Here is a 22080-nt window from a genome sequence, read left to right on the forward strand (position 1 = left end):
TCGTGAGGGGGAGGACGGGACGTGGTATCAGTCAGGCGCCGCGTCGCGGAGTGACTGGAGTAAGTTGCCGCTTTCGCTTCGCGAACTCATAACGAACTCATAAGGGATAATGTTTGTGAACCAGTAGGCTCGCTACCAGGTCAGCCCCTCGTACGTGATCCCTTCCCGACGGTTGATGCAGTGACGACCGTCGAGAACGATCGGTGTCTCCATTCGATCGAACTCTTCGTCGAGGACTTTGTACTGGTCCCAATCCGTCACAACAAGACAGGCGTTTGCGTCCTCTAGTGCCTCCGAAACCGAGCTTGCGTACTCGATATCAGGATACCGATCACGCATATTTTCGACTGCAACCGGATCGTGAGCGATGACATCCGCCCCCCGGTGTATTAGCCCATCGATCACGGGTACTGCACGCGTGTTTCGAATATCGTCGGTCCCTGGCTTGAACGCCAGGCCGAGAACGGCGATCCGTTTTCCTTCGGCGTCAACGTGTTTGTCGAGCAAGTCGAGGAAGCGCTGGGGCTGTCGGTCGTTCACCTCCGTCGCTGCGTTCAGCATCGGTGCGTCGTATCGTTTCGACTCGGCGGCGGCAATGATGGCTGCAGTGTCTTTCGGGAAGCAGCTCCCTCCCCAGCCGAGACCGCTATTCAAGAACGAACGAGCGATTCGTTCGTCCAACCCCATCGCGTCGGCGACCTCGTACATATCCACGCCGTGTTCTTTGCAGATGTTTCCGAGATCGTTGGCGAGCGAGACCTTCGACGCGAGAAACGCGTTGTTGGCGTACTTCATCATCTCGGCTTCACGGGTTGCGGTCTCAACGACAGGCGGATCGTCGGCACGCTCCACAAGGGGCGCAAATACGTTTCCCATCTGCTCGCGTGTCCGGTCGTCGTCGGCGCCTAAAACCACCTTGTCAGGATCCAAGAAGTCAGCTACGGCAGATCCCTCCCGGAGGAACTCGGGGTTCATACCGACGCCGAGGTCATCGCCGAGGCGCTTACCGCCAGTCTCGGCGACGAGTGGTGCGATCGTGTCCTCAGTCGTCCCTGGGACGACGGTGCTTTTCACGACGACGTTGTGGCGTTCGTTCTTTTCGACAAGCGTCTCGCCGAGCTGCTCGGCGCCGGCCTTCATAATCGAGAGGTCAATAGAGCCGTCGTCGTTGGCCGGGGTCGGAAGACAGAGGAACGTCAGTTCGGTGTTGAGAACTTCCTCATAGTCGGTCGTCGCTCGAAGTCGACCGGTCGACTCCGGGCCAGCGTGCTTTGCGATCATCTCGGCCAACCCATCCTCGTGGATCGGTGCCTCGCCGTCGTTAATCGTGTCGACGATTTCCTGATCGATGTCGATATTGACGACATTATGTCCGAGGTCCGCGAAACACGCGGCGATAGTCGTTCCGACGTAGCCGGACCCAACGACTGAGAGTTGCATTCCTTCTCTGTTTCTACAGCACCGAATAAGAATGGTCCGCTACGTCAGTATTCCTCGTACCACTCGATGAAGCGATCGATACCTTCCTCGAAGTCCACATTGGGAACCCAATTCAGTTCGTCACGGGCACGCGAGATGTCCGAAACGTATACTTTCTGGTCACCTTCCCGCCAATCGTCGAAAGTGATCTCGCTCCGTTTTCCAGTCTTCTCTTCGAGTAGGTCGAGGAACTCGATCAAACTGGTGGTGTTCTCCGTACCGCCGCCAATATTGTACACTGCCGGCTTCTCTTCGGGATCAGAGAGGAACGCATCGTAGGCACGAATCAGGTCTTCGACGTAGAGAACATCGCGGACTTGCTTCCCGTCGCCGAAGATCGTGAGTGGTTCGTCACGGAGTGTACTCAGCGCGAAGTGGGCGACCCAGCCTTGGTCTTCGTTACCAAACTGGCGTGTGCCGTAGATACAGCTCATTCGGAACGCTGCTGCGTCGACCTCGTTTCGTTCCGCGTAGTCTTGAACGTAGAGGTCGGCAGTTAGTTTCGATACGCCGTAGGGCGTGTGCTCACAGTCGTCGATAGAGAGGCTTTCGGGGATCCCGTCCTCGAATTCGGAGTCGTCGTACCAGTATCGAGAATCCGCCTCTCGGACGGGAATCGCGTTCACGTTGTCCCCATAGACCTTGTTCGTGGACGCGATGACGACTGCAGGATCGCTCTCGGCCGTTCGTGCCGCTTCGAGGACGTTGAACGTCCCCTGAGCATTGACTTCGAAGTCGGTTCGGGGATCCTGAATCGACGCCGTTACCGCTACTTGACCCGCGGTGTGAACGACTGCGTTATGTCCCTCTACGACCTCCTCGAGCCGATCGTAATCACGGATGTCTCCCTCGAGTAGTTCGACATCGGGATGTTCTTCCTCGAGGTAGTTCCAGTTGTAAGCGGCCGTGTTCCGAGACTCGTCGGCCGTTTCGAGCGTGTCGACGCGGCTTAGATTGTCGAGAACGGTCACCTTGCTCCCGCGATCGTCGTAGTATGCGGCGGCGTGGCTCCCGACGAACCCGGCACCTCCAGTGACGAGGACCCGATCCGGAGATGAAGACATAGATTTACACAAAATTTGAGCCGGGTAATAGGTTTCTCTTTGAGTCAGAAACTGTGGTTCGGTTATTCCGACTCCAGTTCTTCAGCGAAGTATTCCGCAGTTCGTTCGATACCGTCTTCCAAGCCCACCATCGGTTCCCAACCGAGCAGACTCTGTGCCCGTTCGAGGTCCGGACGACGGAGCTGTGGGTCATCCTCCGGTGACTCTCGATGAACAGTTCCTGATCTCGTGTCGAGAACTTCGGTGATGACCTCGGCGAGCTCTCGGATTTCGATCTCGTGTGTGCTTCCCAAGTTGATCACTTCTCCCGCGGCTACGGAGGGATCGGCGTCCGCGAACGAACGAATCCCGGAGACGAGATCGGAGACGTAACAAAAACTCCGCGTCTGTGTGCCATCACCGTAGATCGTGAGATCGTCGTCACGGAGCGCTTGAGACAGGAAATTCGGAATAACCCTCCCGTCGTCGGGGCGCATACGCGGGCCGTAGGTATTGAAGATGCGGACCGTTCGAATGTCTATGTCGTATTGCTGCTGGAAAGCGCGCGCGAGCGCTTCGGAGAACCGCTTACTCTCGTCATACGGCGCACGGGGCCCACGAACGTTCACGTTCCCGTTGTACTCCTCGTGCTGCGGGTGGACTTCCGGATCGCCGTAGACCTCACTCGTTGATGCAAGAACGGTTCGCGCATCGTTCTTTCGCGCGAACTCGAGTGCATTGTGAGTTCCTTCGCTGTTCGTCAGAGCGATCTCGACGGCGTGTGATTCGAAGTCCTTGGGGCTCGCACGCGACGCGAAGTGGAACACGTAGTCAACGCGACCGAGGTCCGGGAACGGTTCGCGAACGTCGTGTTCGAGGGATTCGAACCTGGGAGTATCGATATGCTCAAGGTTGGCCGATCGACCGCTCCCGAAGTTATCGAGCGACGTAACTTCGAACCCGTCTTCGAGCAAGGAATCCACCAAGTGGCTCCCGACGAACCCCGCGCCACCAGTGACGATAGCGTGTGGCGCGTCGCTCATAGCTCGATGATACTGTTGTCGCCCACGTTCAGTTGGTTCGCCTCGCTTCGTACGGCTGCCCCGTCACCGACGATGCTTCCTTCGAGGTTGACGCTCTCGAGGATCGCGTTCTGGCCGACGATACTGTTCCGGACGATACTGTCGGTGATTCGGGAGTCGGCATCGACACTCACGTTCGGGCCGACGAGCGCCTCCTCAACCACGACGTTGTCGCCGAAATCAACGGGGGGGACGACGACTACATTGTCGAGCGTGTCCGCTTCGTCGTTGTCGCCTTTCGCGAGCAGCACCCGGTTCGCTTCGAGAAGTGTTTCGGGGCGGCCACAGTCGTACCAGTCCTCGACTTCGAAGATGTCGATCCGCGCGTCGGCGTCGATCATCCGCTGGAGGGCGTCGGTGAGTTGGTACTCATCGCCCGCGCCGCGGACATCGTTGTCGACGAGAGAGTCAAGAGAGTCGAACAGCAGGTCGGTATTCTCGACGATGTACACGCCGCTGATCGCGTAGTCAGACTGCGGATCGTCCGGTTTCTCGACTAGGCGTTCGATCCGGGTTTCCTCCCCGAGCTCGGCGACGCCGTAGTGCTGTGGCTCGTCGACGGTTTTGACGCCGATGCTCGCGTCCGGGTCGTCGAGGGCGTCGTGGGCCTCGAGGAAGGTGCCGTAGCCGTTCTCGAACAGCATATCCCCGAGCACGATCAGTGCCGGCTCGCCACGGACGATCTCTTCAGTCTGGTATATGCTGTGCCCGAGCCCTTCGGCACTCTCCTGCTCGACGAACTGGAACGTGAACTCGTCGCCGAAGTACTGCTCGGCGTACTCGACGATCTGATCCTGCATCGTCCCACCGACGACGATCACGACCTCGTCGACGCGGGTCTCCAAGAGGCGGGAGAGAATGTGGCCGAGAATGGGTTTTCCAGCGATTCGCACCATCGCTTTCGGCTTGGTGTGGGTCTGCGGGTACAAGCGAGTGCCCTGGCCGGCGGCAGGGATGACTGCCTTCATAGTTGTCAGTGAGTGGTTCTGAGTGGTATAGTCTTTATCGTCTCTACGGCACGTCGTTGAGATTCGTGACTTTCTGAACCATACCGGTGGAAGGCAACAACTATGTGGGAAAGTCGAACAGTAGCCCATATCAGATGGCTCTGAACGTTCTCCATGCACCGACTCGCTGGGATATCGGAGGGACGGAAAAAGCAGCTGAACTGTTCATCAGAGAACACAGCGAGGAGTTCAACACGTACGCGGTCGGTGTTCACGAGGGAGGTCCCCGTGCGGACTCACTCCGTGAATCAGGGTACGACGTTTACGAACCCGACGGAGTCGCGGATCTGGCCGAATACATATCCGAGAAGGAGATAGATATCGTTCACAGCCACTCTGGCGATACCGAACTGCTGAGCGCGGCGGCGGCGGATGCGGGAGTTCCTCTCCATATCAGAACGGACCAGTTTGGCAACTATTTCGAGACGGACTCGGGCAACGGCGTCGACTACTTCTTCTACCCGTCGAAGACGATACTACTCCGGACGGTGATAGTCAACAACATCGGGCTCGACGGGAACTGGAACGAGAATATGGCTCATCTGTACAACCCCTTAGATGTAGATGAAGTTTCTAAGGGAGAGTCGCTCCGTGAAGAGTATGGGATACCGAACTCCGCCCCCGTTGTCGGGAAGATTGGCCGTCCAGTCCCCGAGAAGTGGGGAAAGCTCACGATACGGGCGTTCGACAGGGTGTTAGAACGAACACCCGACGCACAACTGTTTCTCGTGGGAGTTCCGGAGAAGATCCGAAAGCAGATCCGAAGCTATGGGTGGAAAGATCAAGTCACGTACGTCGACCCACTTCCCCCGGAGACAGTGTCGGACTTCTACGCCACTATCGACGTGTTAGCCCACACGAGCGCGATCGGGGAAAGCTATGGCTACGTGATCGCGGAGGCGATGGCCAACGGTGTCCCTCCGGTCGTCGATTCGACGCCGATGCGGGACAACGCACAGGTGGAGCTCGTCCACCACGGGGAGACGGGGTACGTCGCGAACTCGCCGACTGCGTACGGTGACGCACTCTCGGCTCTGTTAAGCGACGATGACCGGCGCCATCAGTTCGGCGATGCGGCCACGGAGCGAGTGTCCGAGTTCGACGTGAAGCGTGTCGTGACCCGGCTCGAACAGTTCTACGAGCGGTTAGCTGCCGACGCCGGGCTGATCCCCACCGACTCCGCTCGGGGCTTAAACGACCTGACCGAGGACATAGCGGCGTTCAAAGCAGAGTACGACCACCGTATCGGAACCGCGTTCGGGGACGACGATCTGCTCCATCGATTGGAACGTATCTCTTGGGGCGGCGTCGAAGCACTTCCCGTGGGGCGAAAGTCGACGTTCGAAGTACTCAGGAAGGGATTCATTTTCTCGAACGAGTACGTCTGATACCACTCTTTGCGGGGTTTGAGCGGTTTTTGATGCCAGCGAACACAATACTCTCTTTCCATAGCCGGCAGTCAGGGGAGCTCATACTGCTAGCAGAATTGATCCATCTGTTTGAATGCGACACGGCGGACTTATGTGAACGGTGATAGAAAGGCGCATAAGCGATGAGCAAAGCGGGGGACATCAACATCCGCAAGCAGGCCACGATCTCGTTTGCTGGAACTCTCGCAGACACGGGGATCAGTTTCCTCGGACTGATCGCTATGGCGTATATCCTCGGTGCGTCCGGTCTCGGCCAGTACTATCTGATCCTCTCTGTAGTGGGCGTTGCGCTGTTTCCGATAAACGGACTCGGTCAAGCAGTTCTAAAGCGTGGAAGCGAGAAGGACCACGACGCCGACGAAGTCTATGGGACAGGGCTCACTATGGCGCTTTTGTACGCCCTAACTGTCACGGTTGGTGTACTCGGTATTGTGACGACAAACCTTGTTTCAATCCGATTCGATTTTAACATCGTTCTTGTGGCAGCGACTGTCTTCATCAGCCGCACTATCCTCAACACTCAAATTGATGCCTATCGCGGCTACGGACATACCGGACATGCTACACTCGTCGACAACGTCTATGGAATTCTTCAGACGATCCTCCAACTCGGTGTCCTTGCGCTCGGATTCAGGGTTTTTGGCCTCCTTGCGGCCACGACAGCCGCGACAGTAGCGACAGTCCTCGGACACTATCTCGTGTCGGTTGTATCGGTCTCGCGGCCACGGTTTTCGGTAGCACGATCGCTGCTCAAGTACGGCCGGTGGAGCGTTGTCTCCTCTGGGGTATCAACGGTGTATCAGCGCCTTCCGGTTCTTGTCCTCGGATTCGTTGGAATGGATGCAGCTATCGGATACTACACGTCCGCAAACCGACTCCTCATACTCGGTAGCCACGTTGGCGGGAGTCTGGCTCCCGCAGTAATGGCGAAAACGAGCTCCGTAACGAGCGAGACGATGTTCGAAGAGTTCCGGAACGCTCACCATCACGTCTCGATTCTCGCAGTTGCACTTGCCTTCGGAAGTTTCGCGCTCTCCGACGCGCTTATGGAGACGTTTTTCGATATGTCTGACCCGCTCGCCGCGAGCGCACTAATCGGGTTAGCGTTCTACCACATCCTTCGTACTCTCACGCGAATTGAGTTCGCCTTCCTCGATGGTCTGGATATGCCGGAGTTGGGAACCCGGAGTATCGCAGTTAGTCTTGCTGTGCAGGCTGTCTCGATACCTGTTTTATTTTTCGAGTATGGATTTCTCGGCGTCGTCGGCGCCATCGTCCTCGCCCACTTTGTGATGCTCACGGTCGGACAAGTGATCTTCTGGACGAAGTTCGGTACAGTGCCGCTTCCGGGTGGGCTACTCACTCAGGCCGTGAGCGGTTCACTGATGTTCATAGTCGTGGAAGCACTCGCCAAAGTACTCGGTATACCGACGGTTTTTCACCTTCTTGGTATAGTCGGTGTCGGTGCTGCCGTTTATATGGGGATGTTATTTGTCGTCGACTCCGGATTCAGGGAGGTTGTACAGTCCACGCTGACGGATACTAAACAGACACTTAGCGGGTAGTCACATTGATGTTTAGTCTATGAGGCTCCGCTTCTGATCTATATCGAAAACGGCGCAGCCCCGTGGCCCGATCGCGTTGCGGTCGACCTCGATGCCGGATCGCTCTTCCATCTCCGAGAGGGTCATATGTGCGTCCATCAGCGCGTTCTTGTAAACCCCGATATCTCGGAACTGTTCGGGTGCCTCGTATCGCTCTTCAGTGAGTGAGAGTAAGTATGCGAGCGGTGCGACGATCAAGTGGAGCAACCCACGAACCGAGGAGATTCGATCCCGTTTCCCGATCATCTCCTCGAACGCCCACCGGAGGTACGGACGCAGATGGAGGCCGCTCCGGAACTGATTTTTGATCGTTTCGACCCCGATTTTGAGGCTTTCAGTTTTCGATGGCTGGTACCCCAGCGTTCGGCGTATCCGGTGATGGCTGAGACTCAGCAGTGCGTCTTCGGCGAGCAGTCTGCGGTAGAGGTCTCGGTCCTCTCCGTACCCCATACTCCGGTACGGTATCTTTTGAAGGAGTGAGCGCGGTGCCATATAGAGACCGTACCCGAGGAGAAGAAATTCGTTCTCTTTGGTGTCCTCTAACTCGTGATACAGCGAGACGAATTGTTGGATACACGGTGTGAACTCGTCGTCGGCATCCAGGGATGACAGAACGTACTCCCCATTTGCCAGTTCAATTGCGTGTTGCCGTGCCTCTCCGTGGTTCGAATTGCCTGCGTCTGTCGTTACTCGGAGAGCCTCATATTCCTCTTCAAGCCATTTGAGAATCTCAACGCTACCATCCGTTGACCCATCATCGACGACAACGACTTCGAAACGTTCGTCGATCTGCTCAAGGATACTCGTTAGTGACTGAGCCACGGTTTCAGCCATATTAAGATGAATTACCGCGATGGTATACTGCGGAGGCAAACTGCATTGTCGAAGTGTTTGTTCCCACTTTAACTTTGCTTCGTGCGTTGGTGTCTCGGCAGTAGGTGGAGTCCTGGTAGTGTTTAGTTAGTAGCATTGAGCCATCGAGCGAAGCTCTGCACCCAGTTTTCGGCGGTTTCCGGTTCAACGTGGCTGAAGCAGTTTGAAAACGACGAGGTTCGACGCTTCAGTTCTCGAAAGATCCGTTCGACAGCATTTCGATTTCCGTGGTGATGTATCTGAAATCGGAGCCCAGCTCGGGAAAGCGCGGTTTGGAGGTGTTTCGCGCCGTCAACAAGAAACACGGCGGATTCGACATCGTGTTTTTGACACAGTTCGCGCAGGAAAATTTCTGTGAGGGCGGTTGTAGCCGTCGCAAATAGCCGGACGTGAAGCAGTTCGTTCGACTGCGGATCGGCGGCAGCGTACAGCCAGAATTGCTGATCATTGATGCGAATCACTGTTTCGTCGAGCGCAATCTGATTCGGTGATTTACCGGATTCTGGCTGTAGATCGGCTTTTTGAACCCAATCGTGGACGGCTTTTCGACTGCGTTGGACACCCAGTGAATCGAGTAAATCGACGGTATTCGACAGCGAGAGTCCCGCAACGTGCGATTGAATACCCAACGCCATCGCGGACTCGGGTGTCCGCTCTCGCTCCACAAAATCCAAATCAATCCACTCTCTATGACCGGTGAGGCGGGCAATTTCTGCCATAGACCAGCAAGAAATTCACCCGCCTCGCTTTTCACGCTTAACTAAACACCGCCCGATGACCTCGATCTCTGTGACTCACGCCGTGAAACGTGGGGGGAACGGTCTCTGGTCGAAGCCGGGTTCGGCCTGCTCAAATACCGAACCAGACTCTTCTATAGCCGGTTCCCCACTATAGCTCCTGGAAATCAGTAGACCGCTGGGTCAAAGCCTTCGCAGCTTTCCATAATTCCATCATCTAACCTTGACACCCTCGCGGTGGCGCAGTTAATATGGCTATCGGGTTCATGGCTATTCTCCTCGTGTATATTCTCCCGCTTACTCTCGTTATATTCGTCACCCTACAACTCGTCGACAGATAGGCCACCTGTATTGACCGCTCAGAGTGATCGGTCTACATTATGAATGAGACAGGCGATGGTGAGTTCACGGAACTGTTTCCACCAGCGTCGTGACCGGACGAACGCACCGTACTTCCGCTTGAGCGTTGAGTTCACAGTCTCGGATTGACTCCGCTGGCCGTAGAGATCAGTATCTAAGCGCGCGTTCCATACCCGGTGGAGTGACGTGAACTCACGATGCTTAATCAGTGGCCGAACCTCGTATTGACGGGCAAGTCGACTGATTTTCTGGTCGTCGTAGCCTTTGTCACCGAGCAGAACGTCAATATTCTTGGGGTTGCGTTTGATCAAGGACGGAGCAATCTGGCTATCGTGTTTTCGAGTCGTCGTCACGTGTAAATCGAGAATCGCGTTTACCTTCGCATCGACCAGCAACGTCACCTTGAGCTGCTGTATCGTGAGTTCAGCGCGTTTCGTGTAGTGTTTCGAAGCGTGACTACGGTCGAATCCTGACGCATCAACACCAACAACCCCGCTTGTCGGAAGTAGCGTCGCTGAGAGAGTCAATATAACACGCCACACAGCCATATCAAGCCGGTTGAACGCCTTACAAAGCGTTGATGGCGTAGAAGTTCGGATAAGCCAAGGGTTCGACGGATGCGTGGCATCTCAATTAATTCGTCAAGCAGGCCACGATAGGTCGTGTTCTTCCGAACTTTGAGACACAGCAGAACAACGTGTTAGGGAAGTGTATAGCGGTGTTTAGAGAATTTAGAGGAGTATCGAGAGACCGCTCGACGCGCCAGATGGATCGCCTTCTCAGTAAAACGGAGAATCTGCGACTTCGGGAGGGCCTTCATTTTGTAGAATTACAGGGTGAAAATGTAATTCTCTGTGGATTTCAACAGAGTCTGTGAGTATTAACTAAACACCACCCTTGGCTTTAGCCAAATTCATATAAGCGTGGGTAGAGTAAATTCCCTATGGAAATTCTGCTATTTGATCAAAATACAGGGGGTCATCACGCAGCATATGCTGGCAGATTGGTGAATGCTCTATCAGAATACGGGATAAATTCCGATATTGTGGCCTCAGAAGATAGTAGGATTTCTGAATTTACGGATGAATCGAATATATTTTTCATAAATGGAGATACAGAGCGGAATCTAAGGAAGCTATTCGACATAGCGTTGGATAGAGAATACGATGCAGTCCACATTCTATACCTTGATGACATAGTAGGGGAAATGGATCTGATCGAGATAGACGACCTGTATCCTGGTTCAGTGATAGCGACACTCAATGGTAGTTTCTTCAATCACTTCATCTTAAATGAAATAAATGCATCTATCCTTAGATATGGGCTCCCGATTTCCTCAATTATACCACGTGGAATGGGTTTTGGCACTGCTCTAAAGGAGTATTATATTCAACGAGTAGTGAAGGAAGGGAAGGTAGATAAAGTGCTAGTCCACTCTGACGAGGCTGAAGAATATTTATTGAATATAATAAACAGTAACTCAACTTCTGTCATCCCAGACCCGGTGAAATCTGCAGACCATAATGTGAGCAAAAGTGAGGCAAGAGATCTAATAGATGTAGATAAGGGTGGTAGTCAGTTGTTGTACTTTGGAGAATTGAGGAGAAATAAAGGTATAAAATTCTTACTCAATTCCTTAAACACGTACAGTGGGCCTGAGTTCCGCCTTGTGATCGCTGGAAGCCCCAATGATATTGGACGGGCTGAAGTAGAAAGGCTAATCGATTCCATTCAGATTCCTGTCGTCTCAAGACTGGAATATATAGAAGAATCACAAATGCCGTACTATTTCCAGGCTTCCGATGGAATAATACTACCATATAAACGAGAGTTCGGGTCCCGCCGGACTAGCGGTGTATTTCAAAAGGCCTGTGGACATAATCGACCAGTCATTGCACCAGACTTCGGCGTGATGGGTCGACAAACTAAAGAATACAATCTGGGACTGACATTTAAACCGGAATCAACCGCTCATCTGAATCAAACAATCACAGAGTTTGTCAAAAGTGGGGAAAAGATGTATAATTCGGACGGCCTTGAGCGGTTTGCCCGAGATCATTCCTTCAATCGACTTGCCGAAAAGTTATCTAAAATATACCAAGCAGCCTGAGGGAAAGATTTTCTTGGTTCAGGAGCAAATCTCACGGTGCTGAAATTTAAACTGCTGTTCATCTCCAGGCACTTTCTAGATTAGCCAGATTGAGAAGTAAACAGGTCGTTGAATTAATTTTGTGTGGAGCGTGCAGACCTGAGGAACGCTCATTAGGCCGTTCGCCTATCTCCGTTTTCATAAGACCTGTTGCTCACTCAGAGGAGCATCTCAACGGAAAGGTAATTTCCCCAAGTATCGGCCGGTTTTTTCGTCACCAGATGAAACACTCAAACTCTTGCGGGAAGTGATCTGAGACACCCTTGTATCCGCGTCATTTTGCGACAATCAATAGCGACGAGTCCGTAATAGAGAGCCCCACACGTTTACCGTCAACCCGAGATAGATGGCATATATGAGACATCAGATGAGGCGTGATATCGGTATTTTGGTCCTGCTCGCCCTTCTTTGCGGACTTCTGGTCTGGGCTGGCACAGTCAAACCAGATCCTACCGAAAACAGGTATCCAGAAACAGACGACCTCCTTACTGACTACGACAGGTATGTCGGACAGTGCACCCAAATCGGCGGCACCGTCGTATCGACGGATCCCGTTATCATCGAACTTTCCAATGAGATCGACACACGCCACATAACGGTTCGCGGCGTGCATCGCGACGTCACAGCCGATGAGTCGCTTGTCGTCTTCGGTCGCGTTCGTCCGAACTCCGTTATCGACGCTGGGGGGGTAATTACCAGAGAGCCGTGGGAACAATGGTATATGTATGCGGTGTCGGTCATCGGTGGGCTCTGGGTACTCGGCCGCTTACTGAATCGCTGGCAATTCAACCGCCGAACCTGGACTGTCGAGCCCCGAGAAACACCGCGGGTTACGTGGCGCGGAGGCGACGATGCCTGACCTCCTCACACACGTCCTGGTCGGGTATATTCTCGGAACACTCCTCACCACTTGGTTTGATTGGCAGTTACCGTTCACGACCGTGGTTATGCTCGGCGCAATACTCCCCGATCTCACAAAAATTCAGCTCGTCGTCTCCGATGTTCAGATTGAACTGTTCATCGGTATCCCGTTCTCGTGGCAGGCACTTCATACGTTCGGGGGCGTGACTGTTATGGCCGGATTTGGCGGTCTCTTTACGCCGCGTCGCTACCGTCGGCGTGTCCTCCTGTTATTACTGGTTGGGTCTGTATCGCATCTCTGCCTGGACTCGCTCCTCATCAAGCCGTCCGGATACGCAAGTGCCGTCTGGTGGCCGATTACTGCAACACGACTCCCAACTCCTGGCCTCTATCTCAGCTATGATCGCTGGCCAGCAGTACTCGCAGCCTTCCTCGCACTCATCACGCGTTACTGGTCTATGCATCGCCACTCCTGACAACGCCGACTCCCAATCCTCCAGGAATACAACCGTTCAGATGACGGAGTCGAACGAACAGCTGGACCGTAGCTCCCCCGACTACATTCGGTGGTGCGGATGCGATATCCGGTATGGTCAATGCACGACTGTTCGTTTTTATCAGAATAGCGTGGCTTCCAGAATTTTATTAACCTACGGAGGAGATGATAATCACCGGACTGTTGGTTAACGATTGGTACGGTCAGTTCTCAGTCTTTTGTAAATTGATCCGGGACTCCCTATCCGGAATCCGAAAGCACCAAATCAGCGATGTCTGCCAACGCGCCCTGGGTGAATCGGCGGTCATAGGCGACAGCTATAGTAATCTCCAGAAATATCTGCACACATTTTCAGAGAACCCCCGGAAATCCGTTGATAGAACTTCTCTCCTTTAGCTGGCTACACAAAGAGTTCCAGATTCTACTATAGCATAATGTTTCCTATATCAATCAATCTTACCAATCTGTATTGCAGACTCTATGACGCAAGATCGGTATGATGAGATGATCCACTGACGAAATCACCCGCGAGGCGTTCTCACTCTCAAGACACCTCCGTTAAAACAGTCAAGTCACAAATCCACAGGTCACTCACAGGTCTGAGCTGAACGCAAGCGATCATAACCTGCGTCAAGATAGCTATAGCACAGCGGAATTTCGGTATGGTGGGTGGTATCTTAAATTTCCACCTCGGGTGCTGTAAAACTCACGGTTCATCCACTCTCTAACTACGCTTTTCCAATAAGAATAAACGGCTCTGTTGAATAGCAGACTCTAAGCTATAGTAAGCCCATACCTGATTTGAAACCACGATTCTCAATCGCTCATAAGGGGACTCAGATGAACCCGGTCTGCACAACCACCGCTATTCAACAGAGCAGAATAAACCAATAGTGAATATATCCGTTATGAATAGTCGTATGCAAGATGGACATTAAAAAAACTATTTTTGGTGTCTTTTCCACGAGATTGATTTCAATGTTATTTCAATCTCTTGGTCTTGTATATTTTGCTCAAGAACTAGGTGCGGAAAAATTAGGTGTATTTATACTATTCCAAACTTGCCTAACTCTACTTTCGTTGGCGGCTGACTTTGGAGTAGATGACGCAATTGAAAAGAGGATAAGCGAACAGAATCATAGTGCAACTCTTGGGAGTGCATTGTTACTAAAGTCCTCATTTCTCATCTTCATTTCAATATTAATAATATTATTTAGTAATAATATTAACGATTATATAGGTCAGCCTCTTTCGCACTTTCTTCTCATCGCGTTAATACCCAATCAATTGAGGATCATTATAATGCGTACCCTGGAGGGAGAACTTAAAGTTCAGAGGGCAGCTAATGTATCTCTAATACAAAATGTACTTTTTGTTCTAATTGGCGCCTCTTTTGTTTACTTTAATTTCGGTGTCAGAGGGTTGGTTTATAGTATAATTATGAGCAATCTGATCTCAGTTACTTTCGGAGTATTTGGGATTGATACAGAGTTAGGTATGCCATCTAAAGCTATGCTCAAGTCATTAGTGAAATTCGGTAGCCACAATTTCATTGCATCCATAGTACATACATCTGTTTATGATTGGTTAGATACTCTACTAATAGGATTGTTTCTTACGCAGTCACACGTTGCAGCTTATGAAGTTGCCTGGAAAGTCGCAAGTATGATAATGCTGTTATCTAGCGCGATCGCCGATACAATATTTCCCCAAATTAGTCACTGGGATGCTCAGGGAAACAGAGAAAGCATACAAAATATTTTACCAAATACACTCATTACTTCGCTAGTAATTGTGTTTCCGGCTATTGTGGGCGGTGTTATCTATGGAAGAGAGATACTACATTTCATTTTCGGAAGTGAATTTGCTATTGCTAACACGGCTCTAGTGATATTATTATTGGGAAAAATACCTGAAGGTATTGATAGAATCCTTGGACGATTTTTACTTGCAATTGATGAATCAAAATTGGCTTCGTATGCAGCAGGATTATTTATTATCTTAAATATCCCATTGAATATCATTTTAATAAATGTCATAGGAATCACGGGAGCCGCTATTGCTACAGTTACTTCCTACTCAGCTAATACCGCTCTCACCGCGTACTATCTAAATTCATTCATAGACTTGCGGATAAATATCACCCAACTAATTATTACTCTGGTATCTTCTGCGTGTATGGGTGTATTACTATTAATCCTGAACACCATAATATATATTAATTCTCAGATTAAATTGATATTTGCAATATTCTTAGGTGCGGTCATATACTTCACATTCTTGTTATCGTCTTCTACAATGCGGGAACAAGTACTGAGTAACGTAGATGATTTAATTCCCTTTATGTAAGAATACAATTCAATTGGGACTAGAACAACTTAATATTAAGATCGCCAAGATATTCGTATTTGTATGTTTTTACAATTTAATGTGTTATCGATGGTGTTAACCTTAGGGTGAACGATCTTTTGAAGCACGTTGTTGATTTTCAGAGCGCAGCATCGAGAGCGTGTTTGAGTGCTTCCTCGCCTAGTTTTCTGTAGAGTGCTTGCCGTATCTGAAAGGCTCTGAGATACGGTGTTAGCTTGTCTTTTGACACTCCTCGGTGGGGCGAGAGCCACCGTCGCGTCAGCGACGCGTGGCTCTCACAAGTGTTGATTTGAGTATCGCCGTCAGCGTATTCGCCGTCACTGTGGACGACATATTTGCGGGTGAATTCGTCGTCCTCATCGAGTGAATCGTACGCTCGAAATCCGTCGGTATAGACGGTTAACGACTCCTACTGGCGGTCGGCCAGCAGGAGTCGAACGGTCGATTCGTCCGCGGATTTCGCGGGCACGACGTACCGCTCGTTCGAACCACGATCAACCAGCGTGAACACCGGTGGTTTGTCACCATCCATACGTTCCGCGCCCACGCGTAGACAGGCCAGCAGAGACGTACACTTCGTCGATTTCGACCGGTCCAGACAACGTAATCGAAGGCGCGTCGAGCGCTCTGGCGAAGCGCTCGACCCGCCGCCGCACCGTTCTGTAAGAAAGATCGAGTTCGGCCTCAATCTGCCGAATGCTTGTGTTGAACCGTAAGAACACGTAAATCGTGAAGTACCACTCTTTCAGCGAGATTTCGAGTGGGCGAAGATCGTGCCGGTCTTGTCGTTGAATGTCCGACCGCAATTCTTACACAAATACCGTTGATACACCTAGTAGCTGCCGTTTCTGACCGTCAGGTCAGAAAGGCAGCGAGGGCACTCAAGGCCGTCACGCCAGCGAACCTGTTGGAGCAGGTCCGCTGCAGCCGATTCCGACACAACCCGGCTTACTGGAAACATATCGGGCATCGCTGGCGCGGTGCCCTTGCCCTCTTCGACTTTCAGTCACAGCACTCGCCGTCAACAATCTCTTTCCCAAGAGCGTAGGGTGAATGATGCTGCCGAGTACGGATTAGTACTCATAAAGCCGGTCAGTTAGAATCTAATGAAATATGCTATGGGAGTGGGATCAAAGTATCTTGGCGAGCTTCTTTGTGGTGTTGACCGCGATCTCACGGAACTGACGATACAAGGACTGCATACGCAGGGAAGAATCCTGGGGTCGCTTGACGGTTGAGAGGACGTTTCTTCCATTCACTGCTGTGTGTAGCGCTTCGCCAGATGAGCAAATTATCCACGGTTGCCTTCGCTATTGAACCGCGGAATGTACGAGATACTCAATGTCCATACAGCAATCTCGTACCCTCTTTTCCAGTCCCCAAATCCGTTGTCGGCGACCACGGCCCAAAAGTCGTCCGCGTTCAGGCAGACGATCCGCGGGCCAATCTTCGTGTCGTGTTCACGCTCAATACAGTAGTGAACGTCCAGCACTGCTAATGACTCTGTATCGGTCAAAGTCATCAATTTGCTCGTTTTGATGCTTCTACCACATTGTTGAAAGTAGTACTGTGAGGCTTGCTTACTTTCGAAGAACGTGTTGTCAAGTGTAACGTGGCCAGATCGTAGGTGTTGCTGCGCGGAGGCAGCAACGATCGCCAGGTGTACATCGCGTACCGGTCGAAAGAGTTTGAGCGTGTTGGGATCAGGTGGTATGTCCGGGGGGTGTCGAGGCGGTCGCAGATCGTTGGCGTAAGATGTAAAATTCATCTATAGTAACCGTTAGAATTTTCTGCTCAGAGATGAATATAGTGTCTAATGGACCATCTCGACGAGATCTCTGTCGAAGAACTCCAAGATGCATTTCAACGTCGACGGAAACAAGCCGACACAACGGTTGTTAGCCGCGATCGCGTACAAAAACGGTGTCACGCAGACTGAACTTGCCGAGTAGCACGACACCGGCCGACGGACGATCTACAGCTGGCTCCAACGACTCGATACTGACGACTCACTTGAACAAGCTGTTACTGATGCTCATCGATCTGGTCGAAAACGAAAACTCTCAGAAAAACAGCAACACGAATTCGAACAAACCGTTCACGACTCACCCCAAGAGATCGACTTTGACGCGCCGGCGTGGACGCCGGCGCTCGCACAAGAATATCTTGAAGAGACCTACGGCGTCGAATACTCAATCCCGAGCTGTCGGCGGTTGCTGAAAGAGGCGGGATTGAGTTATCAAAAACCACGCCGATCAGCCGCTGAATCCGACGAAGACGACCAAGAAGCGTTTCGCGACGAGATCAAAAAAAAGCGACGGGAAATGGACGCCACAGTAGTGTGTATCGATCAGACCAAGAAATCCGTTCAAATCGAGCTGCGTGCCGCGTGGTTTCCGCGCGGCACGCGGCCTTCGGTCGAATTGTCCGGGCAGCGGGACTGGACGTGCTTGCTCGGCGCGATCACCGAGGACGGTGATCGCTTCTTCTCTCGATTTACAGAATACATCACCGCCGACCACGCGAGACATTTCATTTTAGCACTATGTGCAGAATTTGAAGATGATCTGATCGTCGTTCTCGATGGAGCACCGTATTTCTAGGCGTCGGCCGTCACGGACCTGGCGGCCCGTGACGACCTCGCATTTGAGACTCTTCCATCATATTCGCCGGAGTTGAATCCGGTCGAGGAATGCTGGAGACAGCTTCAAGCAGCACTCAGCAATCGTTTCTTCGACTCACTCAACGAGCTTACAACAGCGATCGACACCGCTCTTGATCAACTCTCGATCCTAAAAGTGAGTAATTATTTCTGAATCCTACTATAATTAACAAGTGCGGTATAGTTGTGCCCTTTTCCCTTGCGCATACAGTGTGCGACGATTTGGCTTCGCGGGAAGCCCGCGCGAGTCGGGCCTGTCTGCTCGCTTTCTCAAGCTCGTTTGGCTACATACACTACTGTTTCAACGAGATTGTGCAAGGCGACACCCGTAATCGCCTTCTCGGCATCGTCTTCTCAAACCTATTACGAAGTAATCCCGCCGCAGTTTTTCATTTTCAATAGAGCATACCAAAGCGGTGTCGTGATCAACCAGTGATCATCGTGGATCCAAGTCCTTGGTATAATTGAATGGTCGATGACCTCAATCTCTGTGTATCTCTCCGTGAAGCGTTGGAGAACGATCACTGGTTGGAATTTGGTTCGGCCTGTTCAAATACCGAACCAGACCCTTCAACAATCGGTTCCCGTGGTATAGTTCCTGGAAATTCGTCGATCAGTGGGCCAAAGCCATCGCCTCAGTCCACAATGCCATCACTTAACGTTGACACACGTAATGGAAATGATTCTATATCTTATAACCAAGTGCCTCTAACTGATTATCAACCGAAGATGTGTTCTTCTCACCGGATTCAATGAATTCATCGTAGTTTCCTTCATCCGTTGCGCTAGTTACTGCCCAGGGAACAAATTTCACCTGTGGATGGGGTAATGCGGGTCCGTGGCCGTAAATTCCGTATTCACCAAAGGCCTCCCCGTGATCTGCAGAAATTGCAACAGTTTCAGCATCAATATTTGTAAGAAGTACCTCAACATCATCCAAGACGTATCGAAGGTTATCAAGATATGCGTTCCACACTATTTTTCGATCTCCTCCATTGCGTAAGTATTCGAATGGGGTTTTTTCGTGTTCCTTTAACTCTCGTTCTTCCCGGATTGCTCGAGCAGTAAACGGGGAGTGTGGCTGAGAATAGTGGACAATTAGTCTATTCGGCCTGTATTCGCGTGCTATGGATATCGCTCGGTCAGTGACGTACTTTGGCTTTGGGTGGCCGAGCCCATGGTCAAATCTGGGGTCCGGTTCATACCGCCATGCTTGATCGAGGACGAGGAGATCTTCGTGATCTACGATGTCCCATTTAGCAAATGAGAATAAAGCATCAGCATGATTTTCTGGTGTAACGCGGTCTTCTAGAATCTTTTCTGCCCAGCCATTCCCGGAAACGTATGCTGTACCACCAATCTCGTCTCTGAACTCTCGTGAGAAGGTCTGGGCAATCCACTCACTAGAAGTACTTCCTATAGAAGTCATCCTAGTCACTTCATTTATGAAATCGTATTCGGGCGCAACTTGTTTCAGAGCGTCAACCCGACATGTATCTAATAGTATTAATACATCCCACTCACGATCAAAAACGTGGGTACCGAGCGGGTATCTTGACGTGATAGATAACGCAGCTCCGCTATACATATCATACAGTGGTTTTAACTTATAAAGCGCCTTTTCCCACATATTGACATCTCCTTATTATTTGCACTGTGTATAAATCATTCCATCCGGTATATTAATTTGTGATACCAATACCTACCGTTTCGCATTTCAGAGTAACCAAATGCCAATCTTTTTATTCTACTAATGGAATGTTCGCTTAAGATATTCCCTTCGATGACGTCGAAAACCATCATACTGGATCCACCTGACTCTGAACTGACCTCAGACATCGTTAATCAATCTGACCCCCCGCTCGTTTCTCTTTGTATTCCCGCCTACAACAACGAAGATACCATCGGCCGAACGCTTGAGAGCTTCTCGTCGCAGAATTATCCGAACATCGAAATAATCGTCGTGGATAACGGTTCTACAGACCAAACTCGAAAAATTGCCGAGCAGTATACGGAAAAGGTATTCGTGGAGAAAGGTCCAATAGGCAAAGTCCGACAACGGACAGTCAAAGAAGCCGATGGAAACATTCTCGGTCTTTTTGATTCGGATATCGTTTTTCCTACTGAGGATTGGTTGAGTAATGCCGTTCGGTATTTCAACTATGACGAGACTGTAAGTACCGTTTGGCCGGAAAACGTTGCTCCTCCCGGAAGTTCACCGACTACCCGGCTGTATTTTGAACTGTGGCACGTGGTTGAACGGGACCGAATGGAGGCAGATCGAGGGCCATTTGGTGGAGGTAATGCCCTCTTCCGCAGGGACGCTCTTGAAGCAGTGGGAGGTATCGACGCTTCACTCCATTATGTCGAAGATCTTGATTGGGCGGTACGGCTGCAGGAAGCGGGATACAAGGTGGTTTACATCATAGAGCCAATTCATCACTATACTATGCTCTCTTTCACCGAATTTGCCAGAAAGCAGTTTATGGCAACAGAGAAGTTCGCACGAGCAGGTGGTGAGGTGACCGGCCTTCCGGTATCTCGATTAATCTATGAACAAATCATTCTTGGGACGAAGGGTATGATAAAAGGGATCGTCAAGGAGAGGGAGCCGGTGTGGTTGCTGTTCCCGGCATTTCTCCTGGTTCGCAGTATTGCCTTCCTCAAAACTACTCTAACGCTCTTCTGGGAACGGTTCCGAGGAACGGGGCCAACCGATTAACCAGACAAAATGAAAGTACTCCAAATAGTTTCTAGTTTTGCACCTGCCTACGCATACGGAGGCCCAGCCCGTTCTTCATATAAAATCTCGAAAAATCTCTCGGATCTAGGTACCGAGGTACATATCTACACAACCGATGCTTTTGATTCGGAGAATCGGTATGATCCTGAAAAGCACGGGATACCGGAGGGGAATCTGACCATCGAACGCTTCCGGAACCTCTCAAACAAGATGGCGTATGAGTATAATCTCTGCCTCGCGCCGGGAATGGCCAGAAAATTAAGCCAAAGTATAACTCATTTCGATATCGTTCACATCCAAGAGTTTAGAACGCCGCAAGCTGCTATCGCGCGCCATTACGCTTCAAAAGCCGGTGTTCCCTACGTGTTACAAACGAGGGGTGGAGTTCCACGAACGCTGAAACCGAAGCAGAAGTGGGTATTTGATCAATTGGCCGGCAAACACCTCTTCCAAGATGCGGCACGCATTATAGCCACGTCCGAGAGTGAGTCGGATCGGTACTACGAAGTCTTCCCATCGACGAATTCTGATAAAGTTCGTCACGTGCCAAACGGGGTCGATCTCGACATCTACGAGCACCCTCCTTCGCCCGGCAAGTTCCGAGCCAAGAGAGATATCGGGCCCGACGTTCCTGTCGTGTTGTTCGTCGGTCGGCTTGATGATATGAAAGGTGTTGACCTATTGATTGATAGTTTCACAGAGGTCCACGAGGAAATCCCCGACGCTGAACTCTTTATTGTAGGTCCTGACGATGGACTCTTGGACGACCTAGAAAATCAAGCTACGACGCTCGGACTTGATAATATTGTACATTTTGTTGGGCCACTATACGATGACGCAAAGCTTGAGGCCTATGTCGATGCAGATGTTTTCGTTTTACCATCGAAGTATCGGTACGAGTCGTTTGGAAATGTAGTCATTGAAGCTATGGCATGTGAAACCGCGGTTGTACTGACCGAGAAGTGTGGTGCTGCAGAGTGGATTCCACCTGAAGCCGGCCGAACTGCTGAACCAAACACGAGCGGGATTGCTGACGGGATTACTGAAATTTTGAATGACGACCAAGTGAGGGCGAATATGGCAAAAACGGGCCGGGAACTCGTTGTGGAGAAGTTCAACTGGTATGCGGTCTCCAAGTCTATCGAAGACATTTATATGGAAGTTGCAAGTACTGAATGAAGTGA

Annotated in this window: 15 protein-coding genes and 3 pseudogenes; 9 read left to right on the forward strand and 9 right to left on the reverse strand. The window is 51.2% G+C overall.

The genetic code is table 11. The features are described 5' to 3' along the window. Positions 1-132 precede the first annotated feature (132 nt). The 4 genes from aglM to BLV25_RS13420 form a co-directional block, all read right to left on the reverse strand. Positions 133-1440, reverse strand: coding sequence for a UDP-glucose 6-dehydrogenase AglM (gene aglM / locus BLV25_RS13405; protein ID WP_092734178.1), 1308 nt, complete (start codon positions 1438-1440; stop codon positions 133-135). A gap of 44 nt (positions 1441-1484) precedes the next feature. Next, a complete protein-coding gene (locus BLV25_RS13410; protein WP_092734181.1) occupies positions 1485-2543 on the reverse strand; it encodes an NAD-dependent epimerase/dehydratase family protein in 1059 nt (352 codons plus the stop codon). A gap of 62 nt (positions 2544-2605) precedes the next feature. Beyond that, positions 2606-3565: an NAD-dependent epimerase/dehydratase family protein gene (locus tag BLV25_RS13415; RefSeq protein ID WP_092734184.1), complete on the reverse strand. Its 960-nt coding sequence runs from the start codon at positions 3563-3565 to the stop codon at positions 2606-2608. Beyond that, positions 3562-4701 (reverse strand): sugar nucleotidyltransferase, encoded by a 1140-nt coding sequence (locus tag BLV25_RS13420; RefSeq protein ID WP_256335734.1) that lies wholly within the window; start codon positions 4699-4701, stop codon positions 3562-3564. The genes BLV25_RS13415 and BLV25_RS13420 overlap by 4 nt, the downstream gene beginning before the upstream one ends. Positions 4702-4706: 5 nt before the next feature. On the opposite strand from BLV25_RS13420, the gene BLV25_RS13425 reads away from it, so the two are divergent. Together BLV25_RS13425 and BLV25_RS13430 are read left to right on the forward strand one after the other, a co-directional pair. After that, positions 4707-5999, forward strand: coding sequence for a glycosyltransferase family 4 protein (locus BLV25_RS13425; RefSeq protein WP_092734190.1), 1293 nt, complete (start codon positions 4707-4709; stop codon positions 5997-5999). Between the two features lie 164 nt (positions 6000-6163). Then, positions 6164-7606, forward strand: coding sequence for an oligosaccharide flippase family protein (locus BLV25_RS13430; protein WP_092734193.1), 1443 nt, complete (start codon positions 6164-6166; stop codon positions 7604-7606). 12 nt (positions 7607-7618) lie between these two features. Here BLV25_RS13430 and BLV25_RS13435 read toward each other — a convergent pair whose 3' ends face one another. The 3 genes and pseudogenes from BLV25_RS13435 to BLV25_RS13445 form a co-directional block, all read right to left on the reverse strand. Continuing rightward, complete coding sequence (locus BLV25_RS13435; RefSeq protein ID WP_256335735.1) at positions 7619-8518, reverse strand: glycosyltransferase family 2 protein; 900 nt, start codon at positions 8516-8518, stop codon at positions 7619-7621. 83 nt (positions 8519-8601) lie between these two features. After that, positions 8602-9237, reverse strand: a complete 636-nt coding sequence (locus BLV25_RS13440) for an IS6 family transposase (protein WP_092734199.1) — start codon at positions 9235-9237, stop codon at positions 8602-8604. A gap of 377 nt (positions 9238-9614) precedes the next feature. Then, a pseudogene (locus BLV25_RS13445) lies at positions 9615-10435 on the reverse strand (IS5 family transposase). A 123-nt stretch (positions 10436-10558) separates the two neighbouring features. On the opposite strand from BLV25_RS13445, the gene BLV25_RS13450 reads away from it, so the two are divergent. The 4 genes from BLV25_RS13450 (at position 10559) to BLV25_RS13465 (ending at position 15470) form a co-directional block, all read left to right on the forward strand. Continuing rightward, complete coding sequence (locus BLV25_RS13450; RefSeq protein ID WP_092734203.1) at positions 10559-11725, forward strand: glycosyltransferase; 1167 nt, start codon at positions 10559-10561, stop codon at positions 11723-11725. 394 nt (positions 11726-12119) lie between these two features. After that, positions 12120-12623, forward strand: coding sequence for a hypothetical protein (locus BLV25_RS13455; protein WP_092734206.1), 504 nt, complete (start codon positions 12120-12122; stop codon positions 12621-12623). Further along, a complete protein-coding gene (locus tag BLV25_RS13460) occupies positions 12616-13101 on the forward strand; it encodes a metal-dependent hydrolase (protein WP_092734209.1) in 486 nt (161 codons plus the stop codon). Before BLV25_RS13455 ends, BLV25_RS13460 begins: the two co-directional genes overlap by 8 nt. 947 nt (positions 13102-14048) lie before the next feature. Further along, a complete protein-coding gene (locus BLV25_RS13465) occupies positions 14049-15470 on the forward strand; it encodes an oligosaccharide flippase family protein (protein ID WP_092734212.1) in 1422 nt (473 codons plus the stop codon). 139 nt (positions 15471-15609) lie between these two features. Here the strand turns inward: BLV25_RS13465 and BLV25_RS13470 are convergent. Beyond that, positions 15610-16452: pseudogene (locus BLV25_RS13470) on the reverse strand (IS1595 family transposase). Between the two features lie 855 nt (positions 16453-17307). On the opposite strand from BLV25_RS13470, the pseudogene BLV25_RS13480 reads away from it, so the two are divergent. Beyond that, positions 17308-18307: pseudogene (locus tag BLV25_RS13480) on the forward strand (IS630 family transposase). A gap of 531 nt (positions 18308-18838) precedes the next feature. Here BLV25_RS13480 and BLV25_RS17980 read toward each other — a convergent pair. Beyond that, a complete protein-coding gene (locus BLV25_RS17980; RefSeq protein WP_143114457.1) occupies positions 18839-19783 on the reverse strand; it encodes an alkaline phosphatase family protein in 945 nt (314 codons plus the stop codon). 123 nt (positions 19784-19906) lie between these two features. Here BLV25_RS17980 and BLV25_RS13485 point away from each other — a divergent pair, with 123 nt between their 5' ends. Together BLV25_RS13485 and BLV25_RS13490 are read left to right on the forward strand one after the other, a co-directional pair. Continuing rightward, entirely contained in the window at positions 19907-20875 is a 969-nt protein-coding gene (locus tag BLV25_RS13485; RefSeq protein ID WP_092734218.1) for a glycosyltransferase, read from the forward strand. Positions 20876-20884: 9 nt separating this feature from the next. Then, positions 20885-22075 (forward strand): glycosyltransferase, encoded by a 1191-nt coding sequence (locus BLV25_RS13490; RefSeq protein ID WP_092734221.1) that lies wholly within the window; start codon positions 20885-20887, stop codon positions 22073-22075. Positions 22076-22080: the final 5 nt, after the last annotated feature.

Origin of the sequence: Halopenitus persicus (genome assembly GCF_900107205.1) — an archaeon.
GTDB lineage: Archaea > Halobacteriota > Halobacteria > Halobacteriales > Haloferacaceae > Halopenitus > Halopenitus persicus.